Raw genomic sequence first — 16221 nt, 5'->3', positions numbered from 1 at the left:
CCTAGCTTTTAATGCTTTCATATAAGTAGTCATAACGTTTTGTCATTTTCTTCGAACAGCCAAGCTCTAAAGCATGTGCTCTGACCTTAGTGCCGTTTTGAAATGACAAACCTCTCTGTATAGCATCTGGCAAACAATGGGCCATGTTTACGTCTAATAGAATACCGCTTTGTTTGCTTACAATTTCTTTAACGCCACCAACATCAGAAGCAATGACTGGAATGTTACAAGCCATGGCTTCAAGCAAGGTAAGCGGAAGGCCTTCACGCTCTGAAAACAAACAAAATACATCAATGGCAGAATAAAACAGGGGCATTGCATCGACTTTACCTAGCCAATGAATACGGTCTTGAAGTGACTTTTCTATACCATATTTAGTGTAAAACTCACGTTGACTGCCATCTCCAGCAAACACAAGATGAACGTGATCAGGTAATGACTTTAAGCTATCAATGAGTGCAATATGACCTTTTCCCTTCTCAACTCTTGCGGCACAACCGATTAATTTAATGCCAGTTGGCAAACCTAAGCGACAACGAGCAAGATACTTTGAAAAGGGTCTGAAAAGCTGAGTATCTATACCATTGTGCACCACATAATCTGCTTTAATAGAGGTTTGATGTGTCAGTTCAGATGCAACTGCATTGGCATCTGTCACTATGGTGACTTTAGTCATGCTATGAACTAATTTGGTCAATAAACGCTGTTTAAAGTTATTTAAATACCAAGCATCATGCATTGTGTGAATGTGTTTAACATGTGGTCTGTGCATTTTTACCATGGCGCCATAAAATAAAGGACCCACATGATGACTGTGAATGGTATCAATGCCCCACTCATCAATGAGTTTGATGAGCTTCTTTACTGTTAGGTAAGAAATACCTGGTTGTTTATCTAAACATTCAAAATGAGAAAGTTCTTTCAATGCAGGCCACGCTGATAAAGCTCGATTAGTTGATCCCTCAAGGGCTACTAAAGCCATTTTATTGGAAAACTTGCTTTGCTGACACAAGGTTAGAACCATCTTTTCTAAACCACCTACAAGTGGATGCTGAATTAGCTGTAGTACGTTATTCATAAGAACTCCTCGATGCTTCAATGATGATCTCTCGTTCAAACTCTTGATGAACTATCGGCATGACGGTCAGTACTGGTTGCTCTGTAAGATGGGCCACTGTCTTCATGTCTTTAATGCGTGTATCAAGTAGTGCATAGACAAATACAAGTGCTATGCCACAAAATAGCCCAAGGACAATACCAAGCACGACACTAATCCATAATGGGTTATTAATTGGCACGCTAGGGCTATAAGCACGTTCAATTGTCTTAACTTTATCAGGTCCTTCGTAGCGTACTAGCTGGCCAGTGACCTTAGACATTTCATAACGCTCTAACATATCTTTGTATAAATTTTGTTTTACTTCTAAATCACGTTGCAATTTGCGAAGCTTTTTATCTATGTCAGTGGTACTACTTAAACGGGCAGCAATAAGCCGAATTTGCTCGTCTAACATATCCAGTTCTTGTTGATGTTGAGCCAAGCTATTTTTAGCTTCTTCGAGCGTTAATAGTTGAGAGACCAACAAGGCGTTATTTTGTTTCTCTCCATCTTGAGGCAAGGTATTAGCGATTTGCCAAAGCGAGTCTAGATCGGTTGAATCAATTGATTGATGTTTTTCACTGATGGTTTGCTTATGCGCTTTAAGATTTTCAAGCTCTTTTAATTTAGCCTGTAATTTGCTGTGCTTATCGGTATAACGTGTTCTTAAAAGTGCAATTTCAGCCTCAGTCCGAAGAATTTTGTCTTCAATATGACCTAGAATTGGGTTTGCTTTACTCATTTTCTTTGCAAGCGTATTAAATTTAGCCTGTGCGCCACTGAGCACCACGGTTTTCATTTGCTTTTGTTGCTCAAGACGTGACATTGTTTCTTGATTGACACTCATGAGCTCAGGCAAAGCATCTCGGTTATCTGCTTTAAATTGTGCTAATTGATCTTCAGACTTTTCAAGCTCTGTCCTCATTAACTCAAGTTGATCTAAAAAGAATTGCTCTGAGGTATCTAAAGACGATTTAGTCGGTGCTAGAAGCCGCTCTATAAACTTTTCAACAACCAGCTCTAGAATTGGTTTCATTTGCGCTTGGTTGTTCCATTTAAAGCTTATTTTTACTAGTTCATCACCAACGACCGAGATAGAGATAGCCTGGCCTAACTTCTGGCGCATTTGCTCAACTTCTCTTATTGATGCCCCCTCAGGGACTAGTTGCATTTCTTCAACAATTTCAGCTAGATTATTTCTACTTAATACCAAAGTGCGTAGCGCATCTATACGCTCTGATAGTTCGAATGAAAAAGACAATTCATCTAAGTAAGGATTTAATAGTGCAGATTCTTCAATCAGGATACTGGCGTGATTAGTATATTGCTTTTCAGCCGTTGCACTCAGACCGATAACAATAATTGGTACTATGATAAAAGGCAGCAAAACTAGCTGATAGCGTTCATACACGGCGTATAACGCTAAATACAGTAGTCTTTTAATTTGAGCTTGTGCCAATATCATACAATTCATCCGTTTTGCATTTTGCAAAGCAAAATTGAATCCGCTTGCAAAATGTCAGTTAAAAACAAAGATTTCATATCTTTGTTATGAACAGTCGCAAGAAAAGAACCAACTTTAAAAATAGAATGGAATTTTAGATTTGAAAGATGCTGAGTATTGCGTACCCACCCACTGATAATTAAGGCCCGTTAATTCAGTGGGTTGGTATGAAAGTTTTTACACTCTGATAGAACAAATTGCGCTTTATGATCCCAGCTATGTCGCTTAACCAAGTCACTTGAATGCGTTTTCCAAGCTATTTTTGGAAAATGATTTATAGTAACGGCAATATCAAGTCGGTTTAAAAAACCTTCTTTAGAATTAGATATTAAAACCGCATCTTGAAATCGCCTTACTGCAGGAAAGTCAGTTGCCACAATCGGCACTCCGGTAGCTAAATACTCTTTTAGCTTTAATGGATCGCATGACTGAATTTGACCATTATCTTTAAAAGGCAAAATTGATGCTTGCCAGTGCTGTGAAAAACCAGCTAATTTTTTATGTTCAATTGCTTGATGATGAGTGACATTATCAAGACAAAGTAATTTTGAAATATCTACCTCTGCTTTGCCAACCAATACAAATTGGTATTCTGCCCTTTGTCTCGCACAGTACTCGAGTAAATCTATATCTAACCAGCTTGAAATAGAACCATAGAAGCCAATGACATTATTCTTTCCTGATAGCTCATCTGCTTTTGGTTTTGGCTGATTAAACAAATTAAAATCGACACCATGTTCAAGTAGCTGTGTTTTATGTGGCGGCATCTTACGCATTAACTTATCACTGATCACAAAAATTCTATCTGCTTTTGCAATTAAAGCCTTTTCAAACCCTGCCACCATTTGATGGTCAACGCCTGCAAGGGATGAAAAATCATCACCACAATAATAAATAAGTTTGTCTTGCGGTCTTAACTTTATTGCATTTATGGCGGTTGCTACACTTAACCAATAGATTATTGGCTCTTCGTTTTTTGTGTCGATTAATTGATTTATTTTGAATGAGTTAAATGCTGCGCAAAGTGTATTATCATGCCATGGCAACACCAATGGGTTTTGTACTTTTGGGGATTGTGATGTATCGATTTCGTTGGTTTTGTCATGTGTTTTAATTTCATTGGTAAACTTATCTTTTATCATCAAAGAAAGCTTAGTAACAATACGATTCATGTCTTTTAAGTTGAAACTTGGCTTTCTCATACCAATTGAATTAAACCAAATGACATCATGCTCTTTTGCGATACGCGTAAAAAGATGCTGTGTGCTGCTTGGGTGACTCCCCCAATCTTCAGCGAAAACGACAAATCTCATAACAACCTCCTATAAAGCTCTGATGACTTTAGCGGGATTCCCACCCGCAAGAGTAAACGCTGGTACATCCTTAGTGACAACAGAGTTAGCAGCAATGATGGCCCCTTCACCAATTGTAACACCTGCGATTATTGTTGAACCTGTACCAACCCATGCGCCTTTTTTAACTATAATGTCACCTACTTGATCATCGGTGTCTGGTAAACCTTGTGCGCGAAGCTCGCAATCAACGGGGTGGCCAGGAAATCCAGCTAGAAAAATCTTCCCAGCAAAACGAACATCGTCTTCAATAATAACTTTGCTGCCAACCGAAATCGCATTTTGCCACCCTATGTCGACATTGTTACCAATACGCAGCTCTGGTGTTTCTTTCGATACTGTACGACCACAAAATGTTGTAATACCTGACATACGTACATCATCACCAATAGAGATATCAAGTGGTCCAAAAATTTGTGGCATACCGCAAAATAATGAGAGTCTTTTTTTACTACCACTTACCCTAGATTTAAACATGGGTGTGAAATAAAAGAATTGCGTTGCAGAATGCAAAAGGTTTTGCAAAAACCGATGAGTAGCATAAAGGCCTTTGTGAAATAGAGGGATCACTGGGAATTCGATATGTCTAATACCAAATACAAGTTTACGAACTAACTTACCGAGTTGAGAATTATCTGTTTTAATCCAGTTTTTCAATGCAATAACCATAACTTACCCCTTGTCATCTTCCTCCTTCGTTAATAAACGCTCTAGTGCGATTGTTAACGAAAGTACTATGTATAAAGGCCAAGTGAAGGCTTGAGTTAAAAATGTACCTGACACCATAAAACCAAATAGTCCAGCTTGAAGAATATGAACATTAACAAGCAGTGATTCTTTGTTTTTACTTTTACAATACAAATTACTACGTCTTAAACTTTTAAATATAGATACAATTAGCATCACAAAAAGAACAAGACCGACAAACCCCATTTCACCTAATACCTGAAACCATGTACTGTGTACTGCATGATTCTTGCCATCCCAATGAGGGCTATAGAAAAAATAATTCACGTAGAAATTACTGATCCCGACTCCGGTAAATGGATTAGATAAAGCCATGTTAATTGCAGCCTGCCACGCATAAATACGACCCATCGCAGACGCATCAACCCCTTCTTCTGCCGCACCACCACTTTGCCTATCATTTATTCCTGCTACAGCTAATAAAAACAGACCTGCTACAGCGCCGATACCACCAAGCACAATGGGATTTTTAATTCTTTTTGAAATAAAGAAGCCCATGATAGTTAAAATACCCAGTAAGCCACCGCGGCTTTGTGTAGCAATTATTGCCCAACACATAAGTAACATTCCGAGAAATGCGAGAAACCTAAAAACAGGTTTGTTATTTGAGTTAAAGACTTCTCCAGCAAAAAAAGCCACGGGAAAAAGTAACACTAAAGATAAGTCGTTGGGGTCACCGATCTGTGAACGATATTCTCGAGAAATTGTCACCCTAGTACCTTCAATAAGACCGATACCATTGAGTTTATTGTAAATGGCGACACCGGCTAATAGCGCACCAGATATCATGATGCCTATGCGGGTATATGTCATCAGCTTTGCGGTATTAATGAGCCAACTAATTACGAACACCATCAAGAATACTTTCGATAGCGTGCCTGTGTACATCGACATTGCCTCTGCTCGGTTAGTCGCCATAAATACGCACACGGTGATCCAGAAAAAAAAGAGGGTAAACATGGCATGGCAAGTATGCCAAAAGGGTTTAAGTTTCAAGCTAATGAATAAATGCCAGACAATGCCAAGCATGGCAGCCAGAGCCAACATTTTTGGAATTTTGAAGTTATATAAAACAGGAAATGCTTCGTGAAGTCTGAAATAACTAAATAAGATAAACAGGATCACAAAGGCCGTACTGGCTTTTATTGTGCTGTAAAGTGCAAAGGGTAAAAGTAGCAAAGCAAAAACAGAGATGACTCCGAATGTTGTATACAGCACATACGTCAGCATACACAGCATGGCGGCAGCAGACCAATATTGTAATTTTTGATTTTTACTTTGGTTTATATCCATATTGCTACCCTCTTAGAAGATGCATTACTTGTTTACGTTGAATAAAAACAACACTTAAAACAATCAGACAAGCACTTGCAAAAAGTATCAATGCATACAATTGATAATGGGAAACTAGCAATGTCTGCGCCACTAACAGGCTAATCATGCAAATTAAGTATTTGTATTTATAAGGTAAGGTCACCAATATTTGACTTCGAATTAAGAACATCAAACTACGGATGATATGAACTGCAATGAGTACATAGAGCATCATGTATAAATCATAATATTTTAAACTCAGGTAGCAGCCTAAAATGGCCAATACTGCACAAAGCCCATTTATGATTGGTGCTGCTTGAGCATTGTTTTTGTAGTAACAACCTAGATTCAGTAATTCAGATATAGTTTTAATAAAAAAAACAACGCATAACCAAGGAAGTATGTTTTTAGACTCTGCATATTCGCTAGGCAGCAGTAAATCAATCATAAATGGCCCTAGGGTCATCATGGTTATCACTATGAGTAGCGCATACGCTAAACCATAGAGTGGAATATCAGCTGCTTTTTGCTCATTAGATTTGAACGTGTTGAATCGTTGTGGAAACCACCACAATCTGAATGGTTCGAATGCGATAGAAGTTACAAGTGCAAATTGTGTTGCAACAAAATACATAGCGAGTGTTTCTTTACCCTGATACGACACTAAAAACCAGTTTTCCGCGCCATTTAAACCATAAGCGAATAGCGAAGATAAGGTAATTGAAAGAATATAAAGGCCATGTTCATTCGTTATGGGTGTACCGCGCTTTTTATTATCAGGAATGAAGCCTCTATAATGCCAAGCGATGAAAAAGAGAATAATCCATACAACTGCAGCGCCAGAGAACATCACGCCAACAACCCCATACCCTGATTCGAGTAATAACAAAGTTAATAAGGCTTGTAACACCCCTTGTGATACAGAGGTCAACATAAATGCTTTGGCTTTGCCATGGATCCTAAGGATTGCAAGTGGTAGTGCCAACACCACACTGCCCCCTAGGTTTATGAAAAGCAGTCTTAATGCCTCTATCGACACTTGAGTTGGAAGTAACGTTACTAAAATATCTATAAAGAAAACAGCGAAAATAAAACACAAACTAGCACTACAAAGCGCGACCTTTAAGCATGACTTGTAAAAAGCGAGCCGCTCAGAATTGTCTTTGAATGAATTAAATCTATATAGCAATTCACTAAGACCAAGAGACAAAACAATACTCAACATACTGGCAATACTGACAAGGAAATTCAGCATGCCGTAATCAGATACGCTGAGATAGCGAGTCATGATCGGCATCATAACGAGGCTAATGCCTTTAAGGCTCAAAATTGCTAGTGCATAGTAAAGTATGTTTGTCGTCTTGTTCATGATTAAGCCTGCTGTATCCAACTAGAAAGTTGCTTGGCTTGTTTAAATGCATCAAATTTTTCAAGTACACGCGCTCTAGCAGCAAGACGCATTTTCGCTCTTTGTTCTTTGCTTAAATGCACATATTGATTAATTGCGCGTGTTAAAGCTTTGATATTTCGACTTTCAACAAGATAACCTACTGAATCATCGACTATCTCAGCACAGCCCATCACATCACAGGTGATCACAGGCAAAGACATAGCCATGGCTTCTTTTAGAACGACAGGACCTGTATCTTTGTCGCCGTTTTCGGCAATACAAAATGGTGCTAGAAATCCATCATAGTGTTTTGTCATATTCCTTATATCTTGTGGTTTTTTTGCACCTAAGAACTGAATATAGTCATTGAGTCCCATTTCATCGACTTGATACTCTAAAGCACTTCTAAGCGGTCCATCTCCAACAATGTCTAATTTTGGTCTGATCTCAACAGGTAGGTTAGCAAGTGCACTAATCGCATAACTGAGCCCTTTTTTTTCTACTAAACGCCCAACAAAAAGAAGTTTAACTTCTTTATTAGCTTGTAGTGTGTCGGGTTGGAATATTTCAGTATCTACACCACAGTGCAGCAATTTTGCTTTGGTAGGAGAAAACCGATGTAACAATTTGAGCATGTCTTCGCATACGGCTACGCAAAAGTCACATTCATGTACTTTTGCTTCTAAATCCGCACTGTTTACATAGATATCATGACCATGACCAATTGATGACACACTGATATTGGAAAGTCTCGCTGCAACCACTCCATATGCCAGACTATTATGCATAAAGTGACAATGCATATGCTCGATTTGGTTTACTTTTATTATTTGTGCTGCTTTCGTTGCAAAGAATAAGAGCGAGGTTGTACTAATTGCACTTTGTCTCACTGATGCCTTAATGCCTTTAACTATTAAAGTAAAAGGCAGTTCAATGAGGTTAAATACTGTGTCTATTAGCTGCGTTTTTTTTAAAACATGAACTTCACAAGGTAACTCAATGTCGTTTTCACATTGTTCAAAGGTAATAACAGAAACTTTATGACCTGCTTTTTGTAATGCTTTGATCTCTGTAATAACAAATGTTTCAGACGGTACAGGAAAGCTTGGGACCATAATTGCGATATGTTTCATTTTTTAAACTCCACCATAAGATATGGTTTGGCATCGCAATCTCTGTGCCGCTTAAAAAGTATCTCTAATTGCAAATAACCATCTTAATTTTGCAAATTATTTGCATTTTGCAACGCAATCTCACAAATCTTACTGTAAATAGGCACTTTAAAGGCTGGAACAAAGCTTGCCGTATTTAAGCAAACATGAATTGGAGATACGATTATGCAACCTGATGTCAGTGTGATAATTCCTAATTACAATTGCTTAGAGTTTTTACCTAAAGCCATTGATTCTGTAATGATGCAAAAAGGTGTTAATTGCGAAATCATTATTGTAGATGATGGTTCAACAGATGGTTCTGTAGACTGGCTATTAAAGCAACAAGTCAGAAATCCTCAGATACGTTTAATCACACAAGCTAATCAAGGTGTAATCGCAGCAAGAAATCGAGCGATTAAAGCTTCAAGCGCCCCATACATCGCATTTTTAGACGCTGATGACTTTTGGTATAAAGATAAATTAGAGAAACAAATTAACTATTTTAAAGCCAACCCTAATTGCGGGTTATCTTTTACAAACTATGACCATCTCACCATGGATTATGAATATATCATTGACTGTTATGGTTATTGGCCGGAGTTTTCAAAACATAAAAATAATAGCCAAGGTAACTATGTTGATTTAGACGATGCAGTCAACTTTCTACTCACAACTAATGTCATCGGTACGTCGTGCGTTGTAGTTAGAAAATCCACTATTTTAGAAGCTGGTGGTTTTGATCCAAGCCTTAGAAGTGCCAGCGATTGGGATTGCTGGTTGAGAATTGCGCTTATTAGCGACATTGCATATACCGCAGACAACACCATGGGCTATTTAATGCGACCAAATTCAATCACATCTAACAGGCAAAAACGTTTAGATGCCATTGAAGACATTATCAACCGTATAGGCCAACACGAAACAGTTTCGGAAAAAGCCAAAGAGCATGCTCATGCTTGGTTATTAGAATCTTATGGTGAAATGTATCGTGAAAATCAAAACTACTTAAATTCAATGAAGTTTTCACTTAAAGCATGGCGTCTATATCCGCACATGAGACATATAAAACAATGTGCACATGACTTGAAGGCATTGTTTAAACATAGTTTAAGTTTGTCTGTTTAGGTTTTTTATTCTAGCATTTATGAAGATACTCAGGTATCTGAACACTAAGGAGTTATTATGGCGCATATATTACTAGTAGATGATGAGCCTGAAGTACTAAACGCCATTAGTCGAGTACTAAGAAAAGATTATAAAATCAGTAAGGCCAATGGTGCACATGAAGCACTCAAGCTCATAGCTGACAATGAATTCGACATTATTTTGTCAGATATCAGAATGCCTAATATGGACGGCATTGAATTACTGACTCAAATTAAGCGCACAAATCCTGAAATTGCCAGAGTGTTGTTATCTGGTTATTCGGATATGGATGCATGTCAAAAAGCCATAGAAGATGAAGTGGCAAGTATCATTCTGACAAAGCCATGGGATAACTTTGAGTTAAAAAATATCCTAAAGATAACGCTTAAAGCTCAACAACTTGAAATTGAAAATAATCAGTTAAAAGCCCAGCTCAGAGCGCAAATCGCGTAATATTAATAAGCCCCAAAGAAGGGGCTTATTAATTTGTTTTCTACATTTTCTTAGATTTAAATCACTGCCATTTGTTTATTACTGGTCCCAATAACTCTTTCCACAAGCATGTAATTCACTGGGACCAACACCAAAGTGATCAAGGTAGCAAATACAATCCCGAAGCCTAGTGACACTGCCATAGGGATCAAAAACTGTGCTTGAGTTTGTTGCTCAAATAACAAAGGCATTAAACCAAAAAATGTTGTGATACTGGTTAACATTACAGGTCTAAAACGAGCAACGCCTGCATGCAAAACCGCGGTGGCGACGTGTTTCCCCTGCAGCTTTTGCTTGTTGATATAATCCACAAGCACCAATGAGTCATTTACTACCACACCGATGAGCGCCAACATACCCAATAAGCTCATAATGGTTAAATCCATGCTCATGATCCAATGACCTATCACCGCGCCTATCATGCCAAATGGAATAACGCTCATCACAATGAGTGGCTGTATGTATGATTTAAAAGGAATAGCTAAAAGCGCGTAGATAATGAAGAACACAAATATTAACGCCCAGCCAAGTGAACCAAAAGATTCTCTTTGCTCTTTCGCTTCACCTTCTAATGAATGATTAATACCTGGGTATTGCGCTACAAGATTATCTAAATACACTTTTAGTTCGCCCTGTAACACCGTCATATTGGTGTTATTCTTTTCGACATCTGCCACAACATTCACTGTACGGTATCTATCAATACGGTAAATCGTTGACGGGCTTTGACCTGGTATAAGCTCTGCGACATGATTTAATGGTACAACACCACCATTAGGCACTTTTATCAGTAACTCATTTAACGTTGTCAGCTTGCTTCTTTCTTCAAGCGGCAAGCGCACCATGACTCTAACATCATCCCTACCACGCTGAATGCGCTGCACTTGCGCACCAAAAAAAGCACTTCTAATTTGCCTTGAGATTTCGGTGCGTGTTAAGCCTAAAGCTTCACCTTGCTCCGTTAATTCAACTCTTAATTCATCTTTACCATCACTGAGACTATCTGAAATATCAAATATGGTTGGATAAGTTGCCAAATGTTTTTTGATTTTTTCAGCAGCCTCTTTTAACTGAGTTAAAGAAGTCCCTGTTAGTTGCACATCAATAGGATCGCTAGAACGACCAATTTCGGCTCTGAATGTAAAGGACTCTGCTCCAGGTATTACACCAATCAGCTTTCGCCACTCTATGACAAGTTGTCGTGAATCTATATCTAGATTTCTAGATTCAGGTGGCGTAATTTCAAAGCGCACACCTCCAACATTACTTGCGCCGCCTCTACCACCTGTTATCGCCAAAATATGAATAATAATACTTTCACCTGTATCAGGGTCTATATATTTGTCTTTTAAAACCTTCGCTTTATCAGCCATTAAATCGATGTATTTTGCTGTCACATCAAATGGGGTGCCAGCAGGCATGGTTAAATTTGCCCTGACTGTCTCGCTCGGAATACGAGGAAAGAATATAAACTTAGTCCAACCAGTCATAATGAGCGTAAGTATCACGAAAAACACGCCAATAAAGCCTGCCAGTGTCGCTAACTTGTATTTCAATGCTTTTTTGAGCACAGGCTGGTAGTACTTTAAAATAAACTGCTCAAAACCATCGGCAAATCTTTGCTGAAATAAGCTGAACTTACTGACACTTTGTTTCTCATTTCTTAGTTTTAAATATTTAAGGTGCGCAGGTAAGACGAACTTAGACTCAACAAGCGACATTAATAAAACAGGAATAACAACCACGGGGATTTGTGCAAATAACGCTCCTCGATTTCCCTCTATGAAGGCCAAAGGTAGAAAAGCTGCTACGGTAGTCAGCACACCAAATGTAACCGGTGTAGCCACCTCTTGTGTACCACGAATAGCAGCCATTTCACCGCTTTCTGAAGTTTTCATGTGGGTATAGACGTTTTCTCCTGTCACAATGGCATCATCAACGACAATCCCGAGCACAAGAATAAAACCGAATAAGCTCATTATATTAAGGCTAATGCCAAATATCGGCATAGCAATAAACGCTCCCATAAATGAAATCGGAATGCCTATAAATACCCAAAAAGCAATTGAAGGACGCAAAAACAAAGTAAGAAGCGCGAGGACTAAGATCCCCCCTTGAATCGCATTAGACGTTAAGGTTGCAATTCGATTTTTGACTATCACAGAATCATCATCCCAATAACTCATTTCAAAGCCTACCGGAAGATTTGCCTGAGCATCGCTAATGTAGTTTTTAACTTTATCAGCGACATCAATGGCACTTTGATCGCCAATACGGTAAACCTCGATAAATGCGGCTTGTTTACCATCGAAACGAGTTCTAACCGGTGTCTCTTCAAAGCCATCAAGAATGGTTGCAATGTCTTTTAAACGAATTATGGAACCATCACTGTTGGTTTTGATTGCTATGTTTTCAAATTCGTTCTTTCTATAAGCCTGTCCTTTAGAGCGAAGTAATATGTCACCACCTGATGATTTAAGATTACCTGCCGAAATATCCGTACTTGAACTGGCAATTAAATTAGAGATCTGAGCGATAGTTAAGTTGTACTGTCTAAGCTTATCTTGGCTGATTTCGATGGCAATTTCGTAATTACGTACACCATCTAGTTCAACTTGAGTGACCCCAGGGATACGCAAAATGTCATCTCTGACTTGCTCAGCAAATTCTCTGGTTTCAAGCTCGCTGTAGTCCGAAGAAATCGTCACATTAATCACATCTCTTCTTCGCTGGGCAAGCGATACAATCGGTTTTTCTGCATCAGCAGGAAAGGTATTAATTGCATCTACACGGCTTTTTATGTCTGCCAACATTTCTCGTGGGTCATAGCCAGATTCAACTTCGACGGTCACACTCGCTGAATTCTCAGAGGAGCGAGACGTGATGCGTTTGATCCCTTCTAAATCTTGAACCGACTCTTCAATGCGAATGGCAATGCCCTGCTCGACATCTTCAGGCGTTGCCCCCCGTAAGCTCATAGAAATGCTGATCCGATCGGTTTCAAATGACGGAAAGATCTCAAGTGGAATTTTATTTGTTAGTGAAAACAAACCTGCAAATAAAATTGCAATCATTAAAAGGTTTGCTGCCACATGATTTCGCGTAAACCAAGCTATCATGTGTTTTCTCCATTATCAGCGTCACGTTCCTTCTTTCTTCTTTCTCGTTTTCTTTCAGCTTTATTAAGACCTTTATCGTCTCCAATTAGAGTGACAGGTGTGCCTGAACTAACCTGACCAAGCGGAGTTGTGATCAAGGTATCTCCAAGCTTGAGACCATTTTGCACTAAAGTGACAGATTCGTTTTGCCAGTCGTAGTCAATATTAACGCGCTTTAATAAATTACCTTTTTGCAGCACATAAACATAAGTACCTTGATAAATGGCTTCGTTAGGTATTAAAAGTGCATTATTAATCGTCTTGCCTTTGATTGTGGCATTAACGTATTGGCCAATTTTAATGGCATTTTTGTTTGAATCGAATGGCGATAAGATTTGAGCCACAACATAGAGCTGTTGAGAGTTATTATCTATGGCGCTTTCTGTTCTGACTAACTTGCCTCTCCACTTTTGCTGACCAATTAAGTTAGAAGTAAATAGCACTTCTGTGTCTACAGTATTACTTTGCCCAAATCGATTTTGCTCAGGTAAATCTATATAAGCGAGATCTCGGTTATTGATTGGTAAGCGCACTTCAACATAATCTGTCGCATAGATATCAGCAAGTTGTGTATTACCATTAACGACCTGACCAACATCGACTTTCTTCGACAAAATTCGTCCCGCATAAGGTGCAATGATTTTTGTACGTTCTAGAGAGAGTTTTGCTTTATCTAATTTTGCTTTGGCCGATAACACATTAGCTTGCTGAGCAGCTAGTTGAGGTTTTCTTAAAACAAGATCATTTGCTTCTGAACCATCTCCGAGTCTTTGCCAATCAGCTAAGGCTTGTTTACTTCTGGCCTGCTCTTCAAGTAAAGATTGTTCAGCATTCAGTAATGCGGCTTTAGCGATATCGACTTCAGCTTGGTAATCCCTTTCGTCAATTTTTACTAGCATCTCACCTTTTTCGAAAAACCCACCATCACGGAAACTGTCACTGATATAACTGACTTGCCCAGAGACTTGAGAAACAAGCACACTTTGAGTACGTGGTTTCACAATACCAAAACTGGCGATAGAAACCTGAAATTCTTTTCTTTCAAGTTTTATTCCTTCAACCAGAATTTTTGCACTTGCTTGAGGGCGGCCTCTTTCATTACTCGGTTTATTATTAACGATAAACAGTATGATCATGGCACTAATAACAACCACTAATATCGGTAGTACAGCCTTTTTCAAATTGGTTTTACGATCATTCATTATTGTTTTTCCTGAGAATCGATGAGGTATTTACCACCAATTGCTTGGTAAAGAGAAAAGCGATTTTGTAATAATTGGTTATTAAGAGAAATGAAATTACTTTGTGCATCAAAACTTCGCTTCTGCGCATCTAATACTGTGGTATAACTGACGAGCCCTTTTTGGTATTGCTCAAAAGATAATGTCGAGGCAAGTTTTGCGTTTTCAGATGAGTGTTTTACCTTCTCAAGTCTGGCAATAAGCGCTTGCTCGTTAGCCAAACTATTTTCAATGTCTTTAAAGGTCGAATTAACATCTTCTAAATAACTCAGCTCAAGGCTCTTTAAGGTTAGCCTTTGTTTTTCTTCATTTGCAGCAAGTCTACCTGCATTAAAAATTGGCGCTGTAATACCTGCTAAGAAATTCCAACCGATTTGATCGAATCGGATCACATCAGAAAATTTGTCATCCGATGAATCTATACTCAAAGACAAATTAAAACTTGGGAAGCGCTGTTTATGTGCATAAGCCAATGCTGCATCTTGGGCTAATAATTTGAACCAAGCAGATTGAATCGCTGGCTTTTGTTTGATCACCTCGCTTGGCAGGCCAAGTGAATTAAGCGAGCTCAATTCTGGAAAATCAGCATCAGTAATTACATTAGCTTCCGGATATTCAGCCAATAAAGTTTTGAGGTCTCGTTGTAAACGCTTATTACTATTAAGTAATTCAAATAATTTAGCTTGTTCGTTATTTAATTCCGTTCTTGCCAAATAAACGTCAAGCGCACTGTTTAGGCCTTGTCTGTATCCCTTCTCTATAATATCAACACTTTGTTTAGTGAGCTCTGCCCGTTCTTTTTGTAATTTGATTTGTTGTTCTGATTCAACCAAAGAATACCAAGATTTAGATACGCTTGTGACTAAATTGATGAGCTGTTGTTCATAGCTAGCAAGTGCTGATAGATAATTTAGATTAGCTTGCCGACTATTGGCACTGAGCTTTCCCCAAACATCAAGTTCATACTTTAAATCCAAACCAATACCATAACTTGATGATGCACTATCTTGGCTAGCTTGTTTTCTTTTGTTGTAATCGAAACTAGATGAAAGACTTGGTAAAAAGTCTGCATCTGCAATAATTAGCTGTTGCTTGGCAATGTCTAATTCTAATCGCGCTTTACGAATTGAACGATTATTGGAAATTGATTGCAATATCAACGTGTGTAGGTGCTTATTTTTATTGATTTCTTGCCAGCTGTCAGAGCTTATCCCATCAGACTCATATTCGAACCAATTATTCGGCACGTTGTCTTGAGGTAATTTATTTGATTCTAATGTTGAATTACATCCAGCTAAAGCCGCACATATTATCAACACAAGGCATTTCTTTTGCATCATTGAACCTATTAATTCATGTCCGTTTAAAGTCTATATTTGAAGAAATCTGTCAACAATCATCTTTACAAAGACTTACATTGAACTCATTAAGGCTGAATACGTAATAAACAACAAGATAGTTTTGATGCTTTAATTATAGAAATAGTAGAGGAAAGTTTTAGAAAAGAATAATACCAATCCGCAATAACACTTAATCATTTTGAGGGATTAAACCTGATGATAGCTGCGTTAAAGATTTCTCATTTAGAACAACTAAATAACGAAATATTTGCCTTGCTACCAAC

At 38.3% G+C, this 16221-nt stretch carries 12 protein-coding genes; 2 read left to right on the top strand and 10 right to left on the bottom strand.

Going from position 1 to position 16221, the window contains the following annotated elements:
- Position 1 precedes the first annotated feature (1 nt).
- The 7 genes from C1E24_RS03650 to C1E24_RS03620 all read right to left on the bottom strand — a co-directional run bounded on the left by C1E24_RS03650 (position 2) and on the right by C1E24_RS03620 (position 8539).
- Positions 2–1078, bottom strand: a complete 1077-nt coding sequence (locus tag C1E24_RS03650; protein WP_138478820.1) for a glycosyltransferase — start codon at positions 1076–1078, stop codon at positions 2–4.
- On the bottom strand, positions 1071–2564 hold the full coding sequence (locus tag C1E24_RS03645) for a GumC family protein (RefSeq protein ID WP_240721928.1): 1494 nt from the start codon (positions 2562–2564) through the stop codon (positions 1071–1073). The genes C1E24_RS03650 and C1E24_RS03645 overlap by 8 nt, the downstream gene beginning before the upstream one ends.
- Before the next feature lie 188 nt (positions 2565–2752).
- Complete coding sequence (locus tag C1E24_RS03640; protein ID WP_138478818.1) at positions 2753–3916, bottom strand: glycosyltransferase; 1164 nt, start codon at positions 3914–3916, stop codon at positions 2753–2755.
- A 9-nt stretch (positions 3917–3925) separates the two neighbouring features.
- Positions 3926–4624, bottom strand: coding sequence for an acyltransferase (locus C1E24_RS03635; protein ID WP_138478816.1), 699 nt, complete (start codon positions 4622–4624; stop codon positions 3926–3928).
- Between the two features lie 3 nt (positions 4625–4627).
- The gene (locus tag C1E24_RS03630) at positions 4628–5995 is read right to left on the bottom strand and encodes an O-antigen ligase family protein (RefSeq protein ID WP_431188312.1); all 1368 of its coding nucleotides are present in this window, start codon (positions 5993–5995) and stop codon (positions 4628–4630) included.
- A gap of 4 nt (positions 5996–5999) precedes the next feature.
- Positions 6000–7385: a lipopolysaccharide biosynthesis protein gene (locus C1E24_RS03625; RefSeq protein ID WP_138478814.1), complete on the bottom strand. Its 1386-nt coding sequence runs from the start codon at positions 7383–7385 to the stop codon at positions 6000–6002.
- Positions 7386–7387: 2 nt separating this feature from the next.
- Positions 7388–8539, bottom strand: coding sequence for a glycosyltransferase (locus C1E24_RS03620; RefSeq protein ID WP_138478812.1), 1152 nt, complete (start codon positions 8537–8539; stop codon positions 7388–7390).
- Positions 8540–8743: 204 nt separating this feature from the next.
- Here C1E24_RS03620 and C1E24_RS03615 point away from each other — a divergent pair, with 204 nt between their 5' ends.
- A complete protein-coding gene (locus tag C1E24_RS03615) occupies positions 8744–9685 on the top strand; it encodes a glycosyltransferase family 2 protein (RefSeq protein ID WP_138478810.1) in 942 nt (313 codons plus the stop codon).
- A 57-nt stretch (positions 9686–9742) separates the two neighbouring features.
- Positions 9743–10159, top strand: a complete 417-nt coding sequence (locus C1E24_RS03610; protein ID WP_138478808.1) for a response regulator — start codon at positions 9743–9745, stop codon at positions 10157–10159.
- Between the two features lie 56 nt (positions 10160–10215).
- On the opposite strand, the gene C1E24_RS03605 is transcribed toward C1E24_RS03610, so the two are convergent.
- The 3 genes from C1E24_RS03605 to C1E24_RS03595 are packed head-to-tail and all read right to left on the bottom strand — an operon-like array spanning position 10216 to position 15916.
- Entirely contained in the window at positions 10216–13317 is a 3102-nt protein-coding gene (locus C1E24_RS03605) for an efflux RND transporter permease subunit (protein WP_138478806.1), read from the bottom strand.
- Positions 13314–14558: an efflux RND transporter periplasmic adaptor subunit gene (locus tag C1E24_RS03600; protein WP_138478804.1), complete on the bottom strand. Its 1245-nt coding sequence runs from the start codon at positions 14556–14558 to the stop codon at positions 13314–13316. Before C1E24_RS03600 ends, C1E24_RS03605 begins: the two co-directional genes overlap by 4 nt.
- Positions 14558–15916, bottom strand: a complete 1359-nt coding sequence (locus C1E24_RS03595) for a TolC family protein (protein WP_171040751.1) — start codon at positions 15914–15916, stop codon at positions 14558–14560. Before C1E24_RS03595 ends, C1E24_RS03600 begins: the two co-directional genes overlap by 1 nt.
- Positions 15917–16221 lie beyond the last annotated feature (305 nt).

This window comes from Pseudoalteromonas phenolica, from assembly GCF_005876835.1.
GTDB lineage: Bacteria > Pseudomonadota > Gammaproteobacteria > Enterobacterales > Alteromonadaceae > Pseudoalteromonas > Pseudoalteromonas phenolica_B.
The sequence above is the reverse complement of the archived record's forward strand: the minus strand, read 5'-3'. Positions and strand labels throughout refer to the sequence as shown.

Bases quoted from the DNA above. Each gene is read 5' to 3' on its own strand.
- C1E24_RS03650 (WP_138478820.1), bottom strand. From the start codon at position 1,078: ATGAATAACGTACTACAGCTAATTCAGCATCCACTTGTAGGTGGTTTA.
- C1E24_RS03645 (WP_240721928.1), bottom strand. From the start codon at position 2,564: ATGATATTGGCACAAGCTCAAATTAAAAGACTACTGTATTTAGCGTTA.
- C1E24_RS03640 (WP_138478818.1), bottom strand. From the start codon at position 3,916: ATGAGATTTGTCGTTTTCGCTGAAGATTGGGGGAGTCACCCAAGCAGC.
- C1E24_RS03635 (WP_138478816.1), bottom strand. From the start codon at position 4,624: ATGGTTATTGCATTGAAAAACTGGATTAAAACAGATAATTCTCAACTC.
- C1E24_RS03630 (WP_431188312.1), bottom strand. From the start codon at position 5,995: ATGGATATAAACCAAAGTAAAAATCAAAAATTACAATATTGGTCTGCT.
- C1E24_RS03625 (WP_138478814.1), bottom strand. From the start codon at position 7,385: ATGAACAAGACGACAAACATACTTTACTATGCACTAGCAATTTTGAGC.
- C1E24_RS03620 (WP_138478812.1), bottom strand. From the start codon at position 8,539: ATGAAACATATCGCAATTATGGTCCCAAGCTTTCCTGTACCGTCTGAA.
- C1E24_RS03615 (WP_138478810.1), top strand. From the start codon at position 8,744: ATGCAACCTGATGTCAGTGTGATAATTCCTAATTACAATTGCTTAGAG.
- C1E24_RS03610 (WP_138478808.1), top strand. From the start codon at position 9,743: ATGGCGCATATATTACTAGTAGATGATGAGCCTGAAGTACTAAACGCC.
- C1E24_RS03605 (WP_138478806.1), bottom strand. From the start codon at position 13,317: ATGATAGCTTGGTTTACGCGAAATCATGTGGCAGCAAACCTTTTAATG.
- C1E24_RS03600 (WP_138478804.1), bottom strand. From the start codon at position 14,558: ATGAATGATCGTAAAACCAATTTGAAAAAGGCTGTACTACCGATATTA.